Origin of the sequence: Oligosphaera ethanolica, assembly GCF_030814695.1 — a bacterium.
Taxonomy (GTDB): Bacteria; Verrucomicrobiota; Lentisphaeria; order Oligosphaerales; family Oligosphaeraceae; genus Oligosphaera; species Oligosphaera ethanolica.
Genome location: NZ_JAUSVL010000001.1, coordinates 2669451 through 2686196, shown reverse-complemented (window position 1 = coordinate 2686196; position 16746 = coordinate 2669451). Strand labels below are relative to the sequence as shown.

12 protein-coding genes are annotated in these 16746 nt (G+C 60.5%); 8 read left to right on the top strand and 4 right to left on the bottom strand.

The window, feature by feature from the left end; genetic code table 11:
• Positions 1-57 precede the first annotated feature (57 nt).
• From J3R75_RS09220 to ybaK, 7 genes are all read left to right on the top strand, one after another.
• Entirely contained in the window at positions 58-447 is a 390-nt protein-coding gene (locus J3R75_RS09220) for a diacylglycerol kinase (protein WP_307261240.1), read from the top strand.
• The gene (locus J3R75_RS09215; RefSeq protein WP_307261239.1) at positions 444-1163 is read left to right on the top strand and encodes a DUF2293 domain-containing protein; all 720 of its coding nucleotides are present in this window, start codon (positions 444-446) and stop codon (positions 1161-1163) included. Before J3R75_RS09220 ends, J3R75_RS09215 begins: the two co-directional genes overlap by 4 nt.
• Before the next feature lie 473 nt (positions 1164-1636).
• Positions 1637-2590 carry a methionyl-tRNA formyltransferase gene (gene fmt, locus J3R75_RS09210; RefSeq protein WP_307261238.1) on the top strand — a complete coding sequence of 318 codons (954 nt, stop codon included), beginning with the start codon at positions 1637-1639 and terminating at the stop codon, positions 2588-2590.
• A 4-nt stretch (positions 2591-2594) separates the two neighbouring features.
• On the top strand, positions 2595-4556 hold the full coding sequence (locus J3R75_RS09205; protein ID WP_307261237.1) for an Rne/Rng family ribonuclease: 1962 nt from the start codon (positions 2595-2597) through the stop codon (positions 4554-4556).
• A 61-nt stretch (positions 4557-4617) separates the two neighbouring features.
• Positions 4618-8184: a DNA polymerase III subunit alpha gene (gene dnaE, locus J3R75_RS09200; protein WP_307261236.1), complete on the top strand. Its 3567-nt coding sequence runs from the start codon at positions 4618-4620 to the stop codon at positions 8182-8184.
• Between the two features lie 156 nt (positions 8185-8340).
• Entirely contained in the window at positions 8341-9354 is a 1014-nt protein-coding gene (locus J3R75_RS09195; RefSeq protein WP_307261235.1) for a tRNA-dihydrouridine synthase family protein, read from the top strand.
• The gene (gene ybaK, locus J3R75_RS09190) at positions 9351-9845 is read left to right on the top strand and encodes a Cys-tRNA(Pro) deacylase (RefSeq protein ID WP_307261234.1); all 495 of its coding nucleotides are present in this window, start codon (positions 9351-9353) and stop codon (positions 9843-9845) included. The genes J3R75_RS09195 and ybaK overlap by 4 nt, the downstream gene beginning before the upstream one ends.
• A gap of 594 nt (positions 9846-10439) precedes the next feature.
• Here ybaK and J3R75_RS09185 read toward each other — a convergent pair.
• From J3R75_RS09185 to J3R75_RS09175, 3 genes are all read right to left on the bottom strand, one after another.
• Positions 10440-10631 carry a hypothetical protein gene (locus tag J3R75_RS09185; protein WP_307261233.1) on the bottom strand — a complete coding sequence of 64 codons (192 nt, stop codon included), beginning with the start codon at positions 10629-10631 and terminating at the stop codon, positions 10440-10442.
• Positions 10632-11603: 972 nt separating this feature from the next.
• Positions 11604-11912: a hypothetical protein gene (locus J3R75_RS09180; RefSeq protein WP_307261232.1), complete on the bottom strand. Its 309-nt coding sequence runs from the start codon at positions 11910-11912 to the stop codon at positions 11604-11606.
• A 475-nt stretch (positions 11913-12387) separates the two neighbouring features.
• The gene (locus tag J3R75_RS09175; RefSeq protein ID WP_307261231.1) at positions 12388-13635 is read right to left on the bottom strand and encodes an MFS transporter; all 1248 of its coding nucleotides are present in this window, start codon (positions 13633-13635) and stop codon (positions 12388-12390) included.
• Positions 13636-14970: 1335 nt separating this feature from the next.
• Between J3R75_RS09175 and J3R75_RS09170 the strand changes: the two genes are divergently transcribed.
• Positions 14971-16497 carry a Fic family protein gene (locus tag J3R75_RS09170; protein ID WP_307261230.1) on the top strand — a complete coding sequence of 509 codons (1527 nt, stop codon included), beginning with the start codon at positions 14971-14973 and terminating at the stop codon, positions 16495-16497.
• 89 nt (positions 16498-16586) lie between these two features.
• Here the strand turns inward: J3R75_RS09170 and J3R75_RS09165 are convergent, their stop codons facing one another.
• The gene (locus J3R75_RS09165) at positions 16587-16745 is read right to left on the bottom strand and encodes a hypothetical protein (RefSeq protein ID WP_307261229.1); all 159 of its coding nucleotides are present in this window, start codon (positions 16743-16745) and stop codon (positions 16587-16589) included.
• Between the last annotated feature and the right edge of the window lies 1 nt (position 16746).

Below are 16746 nucleotides of genomic sequence, written 5' to 3'. Positions count from 1 at the left end.
CGAGGGCCACCAGCCCGTTTTCCCCTCGTCGTGTGAGCATCGTCAAGAGAGCCCGCCATGCAGCCCGACTCCCAGCCAGCGAAACCACCGCGCTTCAGCGGCATTGAGCATTTTTACCGCTCCTGCACCTACACGGCGGCGGGGCTGAAGACGGCCTGCAAAGAGGCCGCCTTTCGGCAGGAACTCCTGCTCGGCCTGGTGGCGGTGCCCCTGTCGTTGCTGTTGCCGCTGAACGGCATCCTCGTGCTGCTCCTGAATCTCTGCTGGCTGGCCGTCCTCAGCTGCGAGCTGCTCAACACCGCCATCGAGTCCGTTGTCGACCTCGCGTCGCCCGCTTATCACGAACTGGCCAAGCGCGCCAAGGATCTCGGCAGCGCCGCCGTCGGCGTCGCCTTGACGGCGCTGGCGCTGTGCTGGGCCTACGCATTCTGGCAAACCCTCGCATGACTATGAAAAAACCAGCGGCAACACCGGAAACCATCGCCGTCATCGACCGCGAAAATGGTCTCTGGTACCAAGGTAAAACCGTCACCCCGCCCGCCGGCTGGAAATTCCTGCCCAGCGGCGACGCCGCGCTCACCCGCCGCGTCAAGCTGGCCGGGCCGCATTGGGTCGTCAACACCTTCTACCGCAACAAACTCAGCGCCATCGGCCTGTGGGCGCCCGCCGACATCATCGCCGCCGAAAAAACCAGGCGCAAGCAGGAACTGGCATCACCCGAATACCAAAAGCGCCTCGCGGCGTCTCGACGCCAACGCGACAAAAAACAGGCGCGCTACGCAGACGAATTCCGCGCCGCCGTCCTCGCCTTCCTCGACTTCGCGCCCAAGTGGTCTGCCGTGGCCGAACGCCTCGCCGACGCCGTCACCGAACACGCCGTGCCCGTCGGCAGCGGTACTGTCGCCAGAACGGAACGCATCAGCATCGAAGAACGCGCCGAGGCCGCCGTCATCGCCTGGATGAGACACCAAACCAGCAACTATGACAAGATGTCCGTCGCCCACATCAGCGGCGAACGCCGCCGCGTCCGCCACGAAATCAACCTCGAGTCGCGATTTGTCCTCAAAGAATACCGCCGCGGCTGGGACGTCGACCAGCGCTCCTGCCCACTGGCCAAGGCACTCCGACGATTCGACCGCGAAAAAGACCGTCAATCAGACTGATCGGACTGATCGGACTGATCACGTCGTCGGATCGGTCGGATCCGTCGGATCGGTCGGATCGGTCCGCGAAAAAGACCGTCAATCAGACTGATCGGACTGATCGGACTGATCACGTCGTCGGATCGGTCGGATCCGTCGGATCGGTCGGATCGGTCCGCGAAAAAGACCGTCAATCAGACTGATCGGACTGATCGGACTGATCACGTCGTCGGATCGGTCGGATCGGTCCGATCCGTCGGATCCGTCCGCGAAGAAGACAGAAGAGCAGACGGCTCGGCGAAAAAGACAGTCGATCGGTCGGATCATCATCTCCGTTTGTGCGTTGTCTTTCATATTGTTTCTTGCGGGTTATATTGTTTTTAATTGTTTCTATGGCCGTTCGCCGTGCGTAAAGCTGCGGCGCGCCCTCTCTTTTTTCCTCCGAGGCACAGTCAGTCCTTATGCCAGAAAACACGCCTGTTCGACTTTATTACTTGGCATCGGGTAAGTTAGGCATACCCATATTTGATGCCTTGCGCACGCACCCCAAAGTCAGTCTTCTCGGCGTCGGCTCCCAGCCCGACCGTGCTGCTGGCCGCAAGCAGTTGCTGCTTGCCACGCCGGTAGCGAGCCATGCCGAGGCGCAAGGCTTCAAGGTGGACCGCATTGCTTCGGTCAACACCCCGGATTTTCTTGACCAGTTGCGCAGGCTCGACATCGAGTTGCTGGTGGTGGCCTCTTTCGGCCAGCTGCTCAAGCCCGAGTTGTTGAGCATACCGCGAGTGGACTGCCTCAACGTCCATGCGTCCCTGCTGCCGCGGTTCCGCGGGGCATCGCCCATCAACATGGCGATCCTCCGGGGCGACGACAAGACTGGCGTGTCCTTCATGCGCATGGAAGCGGGGCTGGATACTGGCCCGGTTTTCTGTCAGTACGAAATGCCCATTCCAGAGCATGAAAACGCCGACAACCTCGAACAGCGCCTTGGTCAACTCGCCGCCGACCACATCGGCGACGTCATTTGGCGCATCGCCCGCGAAGGCCTCCAGCCCACGCCACAGCTGGACGCCGCCGCGACCTACGCGCGCAAAATCAAGAAGCACGACGGCGCCATCCGCTGGGACCTGCCAGCCGGGCAGATCCTGCGCATGATCCTCGCCTACTCGCCCTGGCCGCGCGTAGCCGCCGTCGTCCCCGCCGGCAAAGGCCCGAAGCGCATACAAATTACCGACGCCGACGTCGTCGACGGCGTCACCCCTGTCACGCGACCAGGCACCGTCCTGGCCCAGGGACGGGACGGCCTGCTCGTCGCCTGCGGCCAAAATGCCCTGCGCATTCAGCGGCTCATTCCCGAAGGCCGAGCTGAAATGAAGGCCGACGACTTCCTCCGTGGGAATCCCATTCCCAACGGCACCATCTTAGAAGATTTCTTCCCTGGAGAACAATGACTGAATGAAGCAAATCCTTATCAACTGCGAAGAACTGCAAACCCGCGTCGCCGTCGTCCAAGACGGTATCCTCCAAGACTTCTTCATGGAACGCAATATCCGCGACACCATGGTGGGGTCCATCTACAAAGGCCGCATCAAAAACCTCGAACCGTCCCTGCAAGCCGCGTTTGTTGACATCGGTTGCGGGAAAAACGCCTTCCTCCATTACTGGGACATGATCCCCGCCAGCGAAGAAACCCTCGAAACCAGCGATGACGACGGCGAGGGCGAGGGCGAGGGCGACGGTGAGATCAGCGGCAACGATGAGAGCGACGACGATGACAAGCTCAACCCGCCAACCCGCGCCCAAAACAACCCCAACCCGAATCAGAACCCGAACCCAAATCAGCCGTCCCAACGCAGCTCGAATCGGCGTCGGCGCCGCCCGCGAAAAAACCCTCAGCAGCAGGGCACCGATCAGCAGCCGAAGGTCGCTGAAAGCAGCTCGCCACTGAAAGGCCTCCTCGCCAAAGTCCGCGAAATCTTCTCGACCGGCAAGAAAAGCGCCAAGCCGGAGCCGGCAGCAGCGCCCGCGCCCCGCGGCGGCCAGCAGCAGCGCCAGCCCCAGGCACCGCGCAAAGCCAAAAGCGACGGCGACAGCGCCGCCCCGGCAGGGAACGACGAGCGCGACCGGAAGAGCGACCAGGGCCGCAATCGCCACCGCCCATCACGCCGCCCGCCCAAGACCGGCCCGGCCGTCGAGGACATCCCCAACCTCTTCAAGGTCGACCAAGAAATCCTCGTGCAGGTCACCAAGGGCCCCATCGGCACCAAGGGCGCCCGCGTCACCACCAACCTGAGCATACCCGGGCGCTATCTGGTTCTACTGCCCAACTCGTCCCACATCGGCATCTCCAAACGCGTCGAGGAACGGGATGAGCGCGACCGCCTGCGCCAGATGATCCGTGGCCTCGAACTGCCAAAAAACATGGGCCTGATCTGCCGCACTGTCGGCGCCGGCCGTAAACAAGAACACTTCCAGCGCGATCTCGATCTGCTCCTCGACTATTGGCACAAGGGCGAACAAGTCGCCGCCACCCACCGCGCACCCGTCTGCGTCTACCAGGAACCCGACCTCGCTGAACGCGCGCTCCGCGACTGCCTCACCGAAGACGTCGACGAAGTCGTCGTCGACAGCGAAGAGACCTACCAGCGCGCCACCGAACTCATCAAACGCTACAACAAGCAGGACTCCACCCGCGTCAAATTCTATCAGAACCCGACGCCCATCTTCCACTCCTTCGGCCTCACCCAGCAGCTCGACGGCGTCTTCAACCGCAAAGTGCCATTACCCAGCGGCGGCTATCTCTGCATCGACGAAACCGAGGCGCTCATCGCCATCGACGTCAACACCGGCAAGAACCGTAGCGGTAAAGACCAGCCCGAGACCATCCTGGCCACCAACCTGGAAGCCGTCAAGGAAATCGCCCGCCAGCTCCGCCTCCGCAACCTCGGCGGCATCATCGTTCTCGATCTTATCGACATGCGGCAGAAAAAAGACCAGCAGGTGGTCTTCAAAACCTTTAAAGACCTCCTCGCCGAAGACCGCGCCAGAACCAAAATCTACCAGCTGTCGCCACTGGGACTGCTGGAAATGACTAGGCAGCGCGAACACGAAAGCATGGAAAGCGCCATCTTTGACAACTGCCCCTACTGCAAGGGCAGCGGCCTGGTCAAGTCCACCACCAGCATGAGCGTCGATATCCAGCGCCGCCTCAATGAAATCCTCGGCCGCCGCAAGCCCGGCCAAAAACTCAAGGTCGCCGTGCACCCGCGCGTCGCGGACCGCCTGAATAATAACGACCGCAAGCTGGTTGACGGGCTGAAACAGGAGTACAGTTGCGAAATCAGCTTCCACTCCGATCAGAGCCTCCACATTGAGGAATTTCACATCAGCGACGCGGTCTCCGGCCAAAACGTCTAATTGCCATGGCCGGCAGCCCACACGAGCTGCCGGCCATTTTCATATATAAGGAGAACGCATCATGGCGTCGCCCTTTGTCCACCTGCACGTCCACACCGATTTCAGTCTTCTCGACGGCACTGCCAGCTGCAAAGGCATCGCCGCCCTCGCCAAAGAGTACGGCATGAGCGCCGTCGCCTGCACCGACCATGGCAACATGAGCGCCTGCGTGGAATTCGCCAAAGTCATGAAGGAAGCCGGCATCAAGCCCATCTTCGGCTGCGAACTCTATGTCGCCCCCACCGACTACACCGTCACCGACAACAGCATCCCGCACTTCAAGGGCTTCCACCTCGTCTGCCTCGCTGAAACCTACGAAGGCTACGTCAATCTCTGCCACCTCAACGAAGAGGCGTGGCTCAGGGGCTACTACTACAAACCGCGCGTCGACAAAAAACTCCTCCGCCAGTACCACCAGGGCATCATCGCCCTCAGCGCCTGCCTCAGTGGCGAAATACCCGAGCACTTCCGCGCCGGCAATGACCGCGCCGCCGAACAAGCCCTCGACGAATACCTCGATATCTTCGGCAAAGACAACTTCTTCCTCGAAATCCAGGACCACGGCCTGCCCGAACAAAAACCCGTCAACGAGAAGGTCATCGAGCTGAGCCGCCGGCGCGACATCGGCCTCGTCGTCACCAACGACTCGCATTACTGCAAAAAAGAGCACGCCGAGGCGCACGAGCTCTTCCTCTGCATCGGCACGGCCACCACCATCAACGACCCGAAACGCATGCGCTTCGGCACCAATGAATTCTACTTCAAGAGCCCCGATGAGATGGCCCAGATTTTCCCGGACATCCCCGAAGCCATGGCCAATACCGTCGCCATCGCCGAACGCTGCAATGTCCACCTGCCCACCGTCGCCGAAGACAAGGCCAACCACTACCCCGAATACCCCGTGCCCGAGGGCATCAGCCGCCAGGAATACCTCCGCCAACAATGCGTCGAGGGCCTCAAATGGCGCTACGACATTGACGCCGACAGTCCCGACTTGAGCGCTGAAGACCGCAAAAAAGTCGAGCGCATGGACTTCGAGCTTGGCGTCATCAGCCAGACCGGCTTCACCAGCTACTTCCTGGTGGTCTGGGACTTCCTCGCCCACGCTGCCAAAATCGGCGTGCCGCTCGGCCCAGGCCGCGGCAGCGGCGCCGGCAGTATCGTCGCCTACTGCTTGGGCATCACCCACATCGACCCACTGCGCTACGGCCTGCTCTTCGAGCGCTTCCTCAACCCCGATCGCGTCAGCCCGCCTGACTTCGATATCGATCTCTGCGAACGCCGCCGACACGAGGTCATTGAGTACGTCCGCGAAAAATACGGTGCGGCCAACGTGGTGCAGATCGGCACCTTCGGCACCCTCAAGGCCAAGGCCGTCATCAAGGACGTGGCCCGTGCCCTCGGCCGCAGCGTCGAAGAGGGCAACCGCATTTGTAAGCTCATTCCCGCTGATCCCAAAATGACGCTCCACAAGGCGCTCCACGGCGACGAGAAGAACAACGCGCCGCCGATCAAGGAACTGGTCGATCTCTTCGAGAACAACCCGTGGGTGCAGGAGATCTGGAAGTTCGCCACGGTACTGGAAGGCCTGAACCGCAATCTGTCCATCCACGCCGCCGGCGTCATTATCGGCGACATGCCCGTGGCCAATGTCTGCCCCATCGCCAAAGGCGCCAACGACGAGCCCATCACCCAGTTCTCCGCCGTGCCCTGCGAAGAACTCGGCCTGCTCAAAATGGACTTCCTCGGCCTGAAGACCCTCACCATTATCCAGGACGCACTGGACCTCATCGAAAAAAATACCGGCAAGCGCATCCTCAGCAATGACATACCCATTGAGGACAAGCCGACCTACGATCTGCTTAACCAGGGCAACACCATCGCCGTGTTCCAGCTCGAATCCGGCGGCATGCAAAACCTCTGCCGGCGCTTCCGCGTCAACCGCCTGGAAGACATCATCGCCCTCATCGCCCTCTATCGCCCCGGCCCAATGCAGTTCCTCGACGAATTCATCGGCCGCAAGATGGGCACCATCCCCGTCGATTACGACGTGCCCGCGATGAAGCCCATCCTCGAAGAAACCTACGGCATCATGCTCTACCAGGAGCAGGTCATGCAGGTCGTCCAGGCCGTAGCCGGCTTCACCCTCGGCAATGCCGACATCCTCCGCCGCGCCATGGGCAAAAAAAAGGTCGATGTCATGGTGCAGCAGTTCGCACTCTTCCAAGATGGCTGCCGCAAAAATGGCATCGATGACGTCGTCAGCAAAAATATCTGGGACAAAATCCTCAAATTCGCCGGCTACGGCTTCAACAAGTCCCACAGCGCCGCCTACGGCATGCTCTCATACCGCACGGCCTGGCTGAAAGCGAACTACCCCGCCGAATTCATGGCCGCAGTACTCACCAGCGAACTCAGCAACGCCGAAAAACTCTCCTTCTACCTCGCTGAATGCCGCGCCATGAACATCAGTATCCTGCCGCCAGATGTCAATGTCTGCGACGCGACCTTCTCCGTCGACGGGCGTAATGTCCGCTTCGGTCTGGCAGCCATCAAGGGCGTCGGCGAAGCCGCTGTCGCCGGTATCATCAATGCCCGCAAAAAGGGCGGCCCCTTCAAGGACCTCACTGACTTCTGCGAACGAGTGGATGGCCTCTCCAAGCGCCTCATGGAAAGCCTGGTCAAAGCCGGTGCGCTCGACTGCTTCGGCTTCCACCGCGCGTTGCTCGTCGCCATGATCGACGACGTGCTCGGCATCGCCCAACAGGCCCAGAAGGACCGCAAAGCCGGCCAGGGCTCGCTCTTCGACCTGCTCGCGCCCGCCGACCGCAAGGTCGCCGAGCTGCCTATTCCCAAGGTCGATCCGTGGGAATTGCGCGAACTGCTGCGCTTCGAGAAGGAACTGCTCGGCTTCTACGTCAGCGGACACCCCATTTCCCAAGATCAGGCCCTCATTGACGCCTATCAACTCGATGACCTCAGCGATCTCATCCAACTGCCCCCGGGCACCATGGTCCGAGTTGGCGCCTACCTCAGCGGCATCAGCCCGAAACTCACCAAGAAAGACAGCAAGCCATGGGCTATTCTCACCCTCGAAAGCCGCGAGTCAACCGTGGAATGCCTGCTCTTTCCGGACTCCTATGACAAAGTCCGCCAGCAATGCCCCGAGGCCCTGCAGCCCGAGTCAGTCGTTTTCGTCGAAGGCGAACTTAGCCGGCGAGACGAAGAAGAGCCCCTCAAACTCCACGCGCAGAATATCATCCCCATGGCCAAGGTCCAGGAACTCTACACCCAGGAAGTGCACGTCCGGCTCTACGAAGAAGAACTGAGCGAAGCACGGATGCAGGACATCGCCGCCGTCTGCCAGCGTTTCCCCGGCAACACCCAGCTGATCTTCTGCCTGGTCTGTGCCAATGGCAATGTCGTGTACCTCCAGAATGAACAGATCAACATCCAGTTCTCGACGGAATTCCGGGCCGCCATGGCGCCGCATATCCGCAAGGACGCCATTCTCACCAAGGCCAACCGTAAACGCCCCGCCGCCCGCGAACGACGCTTCCAACGCCGCAACTGGAATGACCAGGACTGACGGCAAATGACTGCAACGCTTCCCTGCCCTGCCGGCACCGCGCACCACACGCCCCCGGCAAGGCCTCTTTTCGGTTCACCTTGATTGGCAACACCCAAACACCCAGGCCCCATTCGCCGCGCCAAGCCATAGCCGGCCGCGACGGAAACCGACGCCATGAGCAGCCATCCGTGGTTACAACCTATTGTCTTCGCTGACGGGCGCACACTCCCGACCCGCATCCTTCCCGGCCCCATGGAAGGCGTCACCGAGGGCTCATTCCTCAGCGCCATGAGCAGGCGCGGCTTCGTCAACGCCTGGTTCACGCCCTTTCTGCGCATCTCCACCGGCGTGCCCCGCCGTTCACGCCTGCAGCACTGGCTGCAGCCCTTCCTGCACACCGGCATGCCCGTCATCGCCCAGATCATGGGCATCGACAGCGCCAAGCTCGCCACCACCGCCGCAATCCTCCACAGCCTCGGCGCCACCTGCGTCGATCTCAACTGCGCCTGCCCAAGCCCCACCGTCATCGGCAATGGCGGCGGCGGCAAACGCCTCTGCGAGCCCGACTGGATCACCCGCACGCTCGACGCCATGCGCGAGGCCTGCGGCAACCACGCTATCAGCGTCAAAATCCGCGTCGGCTTCGATTCGCCCGCGGAACTGCCGGCCATCGCCGAAGCTGTCCGCGCCGCCCGACCCGACCTGGTCTTCTGCCACTTCCGCACCGTCCGTGAACTCTACCGGCCCATCAGCGACGGCCTCCAGCGCCTGGCCAAGGCCCGCGACCTGCTCCCGGACTGCATCCTCTTCGGCAGCGGCGATCTCTTCACCGCCGACGACGCCGAGGCCATGCGCCAACAATGCGCCGTGGACGGCGTCATACCCGCCCGCGGCCTGCTCCAAAACCCCGCCCTCCTCCGCGATATCCACGACCACTGCCATAACCGCCCGCCAACGCCACTCAGCGACGCCGAACGCATCGACTTCCTCCGCGACATCGCCGCCGCATCCGGCCAGCGCCCCGGCGCCAACCACGGCTTCGTCCTCCGCGTCGCCGCCGGACTCTATGGCCGCGACAGCGCCCTCTTCCGCGCTCTCGCGACCTGCCGCAATCTCCGCATGGCCAACGAATGCCTCAATCGCGCCGATGCCGCAACCGCGCCCCGCATAGGAAAGGACCAGCCATGAGCAACGCCAAAGACAAAAGCCCCGTCACCCCCGCCACCCGCCTGCTCAACAGCCTCAAGGTGCCCTACCAGGAACTCTTTTACGACTTCGTCGAAAAGGGCGGCACCAGCCACCTGGCCAAGGAACTCAACCTGGATGAGCATGCCGTCGTCAAGACACTCATCTTCGAAACCGACGCCAAAAAGCCCCTGGTGGTGCTCATGCATGGCGACCGCAGCGTGTCAACCAAGAATCTCGCCCGCATCCTCGGCGTCAAAACCGTCGCGCCTTGCGATCCCGCCCAGGCCGAACGCAATTCCGGCTACCGCGTCGGCGGCACATCGCCCTTCGGGACCCGCAAGGCCATGCCAATCTATGTCGAAAAGACCATCCTCGACCTGCCGCGCATCTACATCAACGGCGGTCACCGCGGCTTCATCCTCGATATGGCCCCGGCCGACCTCGTTACCGTCCTCAAACCAACTCCCGTCGAAGTCGCTATCTGCGAGTAGGAACACGAACATAGTCGCCGTTGAACTCGATTGCTGGTGCAAGGAGTACAACCACCGCCACGTAGGAACACGAACATAGTCGCCGTTGAACCCAGGGCGGCGCGCGCTTTCAGCGTGCTTGCCCTGGGCTGTTATGTTGCGCGCTTTCAGCGCTGCTGCCGCTTCGCGGCAATAAAATGCCAGATCGGCCAAGTTCGGCCCGGAGGGCCGTACCATGCATAACTCCGGGTGAGGCGCCCGGAGGGCGCCGCAACCCGGGGGTAGGATAACAACATAGAATTGCGCCTGGAGGGCGCCACATTTACCGGGCACGTCTGCTCCCACCGCGCCGGTGAAGGGCATGTCGGGCATCCAATATCAATGACTCATATGAAACCGATGCTCTTCATTTAACGGTATTCATGGCACTTGTTGTTTCAACCAAGCAGCCTTTTCTCGTCGTGCATTTCCGCCGCGAAGCGGCAGAAGCGCTGAAGGTGCTCAAAACCTCGGCGAATGATCTTGTGCATGGTTACCAATCAACTCATCGCCGGCGATTGCCGCATGCTATGTGAAGAGCATTGCTCCTATGAAATCCGCTGCCTGGTTAGCAACCTATGTGTAATGACTGGGCGGCGGCGGGCCGTGGGTTTCCTGCAAATTGTCCCCGGTGTTTTCCCCACCGGGGTGGTTACTCCTATGAAACACGCTGCCGCAAAGGTCGGCGGAAATCAAGGTCGAATGGCTGGGCGGCGGCGGGCCGTGGGTTTCCTGCAAATTGCCCCAGCGAAGCGCCGGGGTGGTCACTCCTATGAAACACGCTGCCGCAAAGGTCGGCGGAAATCGGTCAGCGATTGATAACGGATGCTAGGCATGCCACCGACGTCACCCCCGGGTATGCAAGTGAGTTCCATTGCCCCTTTGGCCCCAGTCAGCTTCGCCGACTGGGGCCAAAGAGGCCGAGGAACACGAATATAGTCGCCGTTGCACCCAGGGCGGCGCACGCTTTCAGCGTGCGCCGCCCTGGGCTGGTATGTTTCGCGCTTTCAGCGCTGCTGCCGCTTCGCGGCAATAAAATGCCAGATCGGCCAAGTTCGGCCCGGAGGGCCGTACCATGCATAGCCCCGGGTGAGGCGCCCGGAGGGCGCCGCAACCCGGGGTGTGACAGCAACTTGGAATTGCGCCTGGAGGGCGCCACATTTACCGGGCACGTCTGCTCCCACCGCGCCGGTGAAGGGCATGTCGGGCATCCAATATCAATGACTCATATGAAACCGATGCTCTTCATTTAACGGTATTCATGGCACTTGTTGTTTCAACCAAGCAGCCTTTTCTCGTCGTGCATTTCCGCCGCGAAGCGGCAGAAGCGCTGAAAGCGCGGCCTAAGATAGCCCAGGGCAAGCGGCGCCGAAGGCGCGCGCCGCCCTGGGTAGCGCGCCATATTGGTCCGTGTTCCTCAGCCTCTTTGGCTTCAGTCGGCGAAGCTGACTGGAGCCAAAGAGGCAATGGAACTCATTAATTGCTGCGGCAATTTTGCGCTGTGACCCTTCGTCGCAGGTCTTTTAGGCCGCCCCTTCAGGGCTCTTTTGGGATGGGGCACCTTACCCAGGGCGACGCGCCCTGCGGGCGCTTGCCCTGGGCTATCTTAGGGCGCACCTTCGGTGCTCAAAACCTCGGCGAATGATCTTGTGCATGGTTACCAATCAACTCATCGCCGGCGATTGCCGCATGCTATGTGAAGAGCATTGCTCCTATGAAATCCGCTGCCTGGTTAGCAACCTATGTGTAATGACTGGGCGGCGGCGGGCCGTGGGTTTCCTGCAAATTGTCCCCGGTGTTTTCCCCACCGGGGTGGTTACTCCTATGAAACACACTGCCGCACAAGTCGGCGGAAATCAAGGTCGGATGGCTGGGCGGCGGCGGGCCGTGGGTTTCCTGCAAATTGTCCCCGGTGTTTTCCCCACCGGGGTGGTTACTCCTATGAAACACGCTGCCGCAAAGGTCGGCGGAAATCAAGATCGAATGGCTGGGCGGCGGCGGGCCGTGGGTTTCCTGCAAATTGTCCCAGCGAAGCGCCGGGGTGTACACTGACCGATTACTGAAGAGGCTGCGTGCCGCAGATGGCCACTCGCTACACATGGCCAGGCTGGCTGAAGAAGCCTTCAATCTCACGACCCGACAACGGTGCTTGATGCCCTCCTGCCACATCACCCTTTTCCGTCGCTAATGCGCGCGCGCGTCCATTGGATGGGGGATCCCCCTTTATCGGTCGGGTGGGCTGATTTCTGAAAACTGCGTGAAAGATAGCTACAAAACACGTTTTTTTCACGCAAAAAATTGCAGAATGACAGCATTTTGTGTATTGGTGCGATTTCAGAAGATTGGGCACGGTGATTTCCGCGTACTTTGCTGTGCATTCTGATGCACGCAAAGACTCAGACTTGCCCCCCCCCAAGACTTCACTAAGCGAGGGATTGCCCATGCAAGTCCCGGCCGCGCCAAGCGAACCAGGCCGTACCGGCGACGCCGCAGGCCACTGTGATTAGACAAAGCCGGCGCCGCGTCATGCGTCAGATAGTGCCGGCGGGATGTGCAAGTCACGGCCGCGCCAGGCGAACCAGGCCGTACCGGCGACGCCGCAGGCCGCCGCCGTGAAGAGATTGACCTCGGGTCCCAACCGCCAGAGGTACGCGCCGGTGAAAGCGCCCAGCGCCACCATGCTGTCTCGGCAGAGGTAGTAGGTGCCGAAGGCGGCGGCCTTTCGGCCTTCAGGCGCCAGCTCAAGGATAAGCGCTTTGCGGGTGGGCTCGCCGAATTCCTTCAGTCCGCGAACAACAAAGGCCAGCATCAGTGGCCAGAACGACCGGCTGAAGTACAGCGCAACTGGAAACAGGGTGAAATTGACGAAAGTGATCAGCACGTAGCGCTTTTTGCCGCCGCGATCCGCCAACCACGCCACCGGCAGGTAGCAGAGAATGGCTGTCGCCATCTCGACCGTGGTCAGAATGCCGAATTGCGTTCCCGACACTCGCGCCGTGTCGTAGCCGCTGACCTCGGTCATTGCCCACAATACCACATAGGCGTAGGGGATGTGCTCGCAGAAACGCACCAGGATGTCCGCCACCAGCAGGGTCTTCAGCTCCGGCCGCATGGCGCGCAACATTGCCCAAAAGCCGCCACCAGCAGGCTCACTTGAGGCTGGTTGATCGTCGACGATGAGTTTCTGCTGGGCGACCAACGCCACCATGGCCATGAGCAGCGCGGCCACGAAGGCCACGCGGACGCCCGTCACGGGTCCCCACTGGTCAATGAAAATCCCGCCGCACACTGGTCCCAGGGCCATTGGAATGCGGCGCACCAACGAATGCACCGACACGCCCATCACCCGTTTTTCCTTGGGCAGCGACGTCGCTACCAGGCTCATGGTTGCCGGCAGCGATATCGCCGTCCAGGACAAAAACAGAAACGACCCGGCAATCACCGCCTCCCAGCGTGGTATGGCAATGACCACCACGAAGCCCGACATCGCCAGGACGTTGAATAGCAGGAGCGACCGTTTCACGCCTAGGCGGTCGGCCAGCCAGCCGCCAGGGAAGGAATACAGCGCCGACAGCAGGTTGTCCAGCGCATTGAGAAAGCCCGGCCACAGCGTGCTGCTGCCCAGTGCGATCAGATAGAGCGGCAGAAAACGCTCCGCCATCTTCTCGCCCATACCCAGCAGCACGACCATGCCCAAAAGGCCGACCATGCTCCGACGTAAGCCCAGGAAATCAACGAGGCGCTGGCGTATGGTCATCGGTCGTGTGGCCATCGGTGTGGTGGTCCTTTCCGTCGTTATCTGTCGTTGTCAGCGGTGGCCGGAATTTCAGCATGATATTGCCAATGCCCTCGCCAGTAAAACCGTAATTTGGCAACACCTTACGCGATCATCTTGACAGGAAATATATCACGGCATACACTCCTCGTTACCACATTCAGCCCCCAGGATTAGCCATGGAGGTAATCGATCAGCGATTGATAATCAAAACTGTAGTGCCTCTACGAGGCACTGTCTGTTGGCAGGCTGCGTCCCCAGGCTAAAGCCTGGGGTTAAGCATAGTTAAGCGCCTACGGCGCAAAAACATAACCATTGAATGATGGTGGCTTTCGGCTCGGATCGGACAAATCACGGCGTCACATCGGCCAAGTTCGGCCCGGAGGGCCGTACCATGCATAGCCCCGGGTGAGGCGCCCGGAGGGCGCCGCAACCCGGGGTATGATAACAAGTTAGAATTGCGCCTGGAGGGCGCCACATTGGCCTGGCACGTCTCGTCCCACCGCGCCGGTGAAGGGCATGTCGGGCATCCAATATCAATGGCTCCTATGAAACACGCTGCCGCAAAGGTCGGCGGAAATCAAGGTCGAATGGCTGGGCGGCGGCGGGCCGTGGGTTTCCTGCAAATTGCCCCAGCGAAGCGCCGGGGTGGTCACTCCTATGAAACACGCTGCCGCAAAGGTCGGCGGAAATCGGTCAGCGATTGATAACGGATGCTAGGCATGCCACCGACGTCACCCCCGGATATGCAAGTGAGTTCCATTGCCCCTTTGGCCCCAGTCAGCTTCGCCGACTGGGGCCAAAGAGGCCGAGGAACACGAATATAGTCGCCGTTGCACCCAGGGCGGCGCACGCTTTCAGCGTGCTTGCCCTGGGCTGGTATGTTTCGCGCTTTCAGCGCTTCTGCCGCTTCGCGGCAATAAAATGCCAGATCGGCCAAGTTCGGCCCGGAGGGCCGTACCATGCATAGCCCCGGGTGAGGCGCCCGGAGGGCGCCGCAACCCGGGGTGTGACAGCAACTTGGAATTGCGCCCGGAGGGCGCCACATTGGCTAGGCACGTCCAGACTCACCGCACCGGAGAGAGGCATATCGTGCATCCAACATCAATCACTCCTATGAAACACGCTGCCGCAAAGGTCGGCGGAAATCAAGGTCGGATGGCTGGGCGGCGGCGGGCCGTGGGTTTCCTGCAAATTGTCCCAGCGAAGCGCCGGGGTGTACACTGACCGATTACCTCAATTCGCCCATATGTGTAAATGTTTTTCTTGAGGACACGGCATTAATAACTATATTCACAACGCCATAAACTTTCTCAGAGAAATTTGCATGACATGACAAGCACAGATCAGCCATCCATACGAGCCGCCGGATATAGCGAATTAGTCAAACGGTATGGCCTTGAGGTCATACCCAATTGGCATATCTCCTATGTAGCCAGCTCCGGCACGCACCGAACTGAGAAGACGAGTGCGAGTGTCGCTGATATCTTTCCCGCCTCCTATTGGCCCGGCGATTCAGTTGGGGACCATTTGGAGTTTGCGTTGAAGTATGACGGCGTCAATCTGGGAATCCTGGCTGGAGTGTTTTCCCTTGCCGCTACTGCGGACATCGTCTCCTATATCATGTCAAAGTCGCTGGGCAAGTACGCTCGCCGGGTGTGGTTTCTGTACGAATTTCTGTCGGGAAACCGGCTTCCTCTGCCAGATTTGCAGCGGGGCAACTACATCGATCTCCTCGAACCTGACCAGTACTATACCCTAGCGCCTGCGATTCAGGTACGGCGTCAACGCGTGAACAACAACCTCCTCGGCAATCGCAACTTTTGCCCTACGGTTCGCCGAACCAACGTGCTGTGCGCATTCGAGGAAACAAACCTGGCAGAACGCTGCCGGGAAGTCATGGGGCGATACTCGCCGGAGATGCTCCGGCGAGCGATGAGTTATCTGTACACGAAAGAAACCAAGTCGTCCTTCGCGATTGAGCATATATCACCCTCTTCTTCCCGCTCTGAGCGCTTCATCGCGCTCCTCCAGTTGGCGGAACAGGAGGACTTCTGCGTTAAGGAAAGACTTGTCGACTTGCAGAACCGGATTGTCGACCCACGCTTCCGTGACAGTGATTACCGGTCGAGTCAAAACTACGTGGGTGAAACCGTTTCCTGGCAACGGGAACGAGTGCATTACGCATGCCCAACCCCCGAGACCGTGCCGCAATTGATGGCCGGGCTGATTGACGCCCACAAGACCATGGAAGACGGCGGTGTTTCACCAATAGTCCATGCGGCAGCAGTGGCCTATGGGCTCGTCTTCATTCACCCGTTCGAGGATGGCAATGGCCGAATCCACCGCTTCCTCATCCACAATATCTTAGCTCGTTGTGGATTCAGCCCCGCTGGCATCGTCCTTCCCGTGTCAGCAGCGATGCTCAAAGACCGCGCGGCGTACGATGCGTCACTGGAGGCGTTCTCAAAGCCTTTGCTGGCGCTTGTCGAGTACACGTTGGATGGCCAGGGCAGAATGACGGTGACAAACGATGTCCTCACTAGCTATGCCTACATGGACATGACGCCACAGGCTGAGGCCCTCTTCCGCTTTGCCGAGCGAAGCGTCGGCATTGAACTGGTCGAAGAGCTCAGCTTTCTCGAAAACTACGACCGGACCAAATCTGCGATCCAGGACATTGCGGATCTACCAGACCAGATGATCGACCTCTTTGTCCGCTTGTGCCTGCAGAACAACGGCAGGGTCTCGGCAAGAAAGCGGTCCTCCCTCTTCGCTATGCTCAGCGACGACGAAGTCGAGCAGATGGAAAGCGCGGTCCAATCCGGTTACGCCACGCCGACTGCTGAGACGCAATGAATACGGTGTCAACCCAGCTGTCACCCTGGCAGTAGCGCCACAGCTGCTCGATTTACCGCAGCCGCCGATCCACGGCTTGCGGGCTCAGATCAAGTTTCATCGCCGAGGCTCTGAAGGTGCTCAATGTCATCGAGGTCCTTGCCACTACGGCGAAACGACTTCAGAAGCATCATCCCGGCCACCGACACCACCTCGATCATTCGTCCGCCCCAGGTCATATCTTTCTGCGAACATGGTACCTCGAGCATG

Coding starts and splice junctions, on each gene's coding strand:
- J3R75_RS09220 (WP_307261240.1), top strand. CDS start 58: ATGCAGCCCGACTCCCAGCCAGCGAAACCACCGCGCTTCAGCGGCATT.
- J3R75_RS09215 (WP_307261239.1), top strand. CDS start 444: ATGACTATGAAAAAACCAGCGGCAACACCGGAAACCATCGCCGTCATC.
- J3R75_RS09205 (WP_307261237.1), top strand. CDS start 2,595: ATGAAGCAAATCCTTATCAACTGCGAAGAACTGCAAACCCGCGTCGCC.
- dnaE (WP_307261236.1), top strand. CDS start 4,618: ATGGCGTCGCCCTTTGTCCACCTGCACGTCCACACCGATTTCAGTCTT.
- J3R75_RS09195 (WP_307261235.1), top strand. CDS start 8,341: ATGAGCAGCCATCCGTGGTTACAACCTATTGTCTTCGCTGACGGGCGC.
- ybaK (WP_307261234.1), top strand. CDS start 9,351: ATGAGCAACGCCAAAGACAAAAGCCCCGTCACCCCCGCCACCCGCCTG.
- J3R75_RS09175 (WP_307261231.1), bottom strand. CDS start 13,635: ATGGCCACACGACCGATGACCATACGCCAGCGCCTCGTTGATTTCCTG.
- J3R75_RS09170 (WP_307261230.1), top strand. CDS start 14,971: ATGACAAGCACAGATCAGCCATCCATACGAGCCGCCGGATATAGCGAA.
- J3R75_RS09165 (WP_307261229.1), bottom strand. CDS start 16,745: ATGCTCGAGGTACCATGTTCGCAGAAAGATATGACCTGGGGCGGACGA.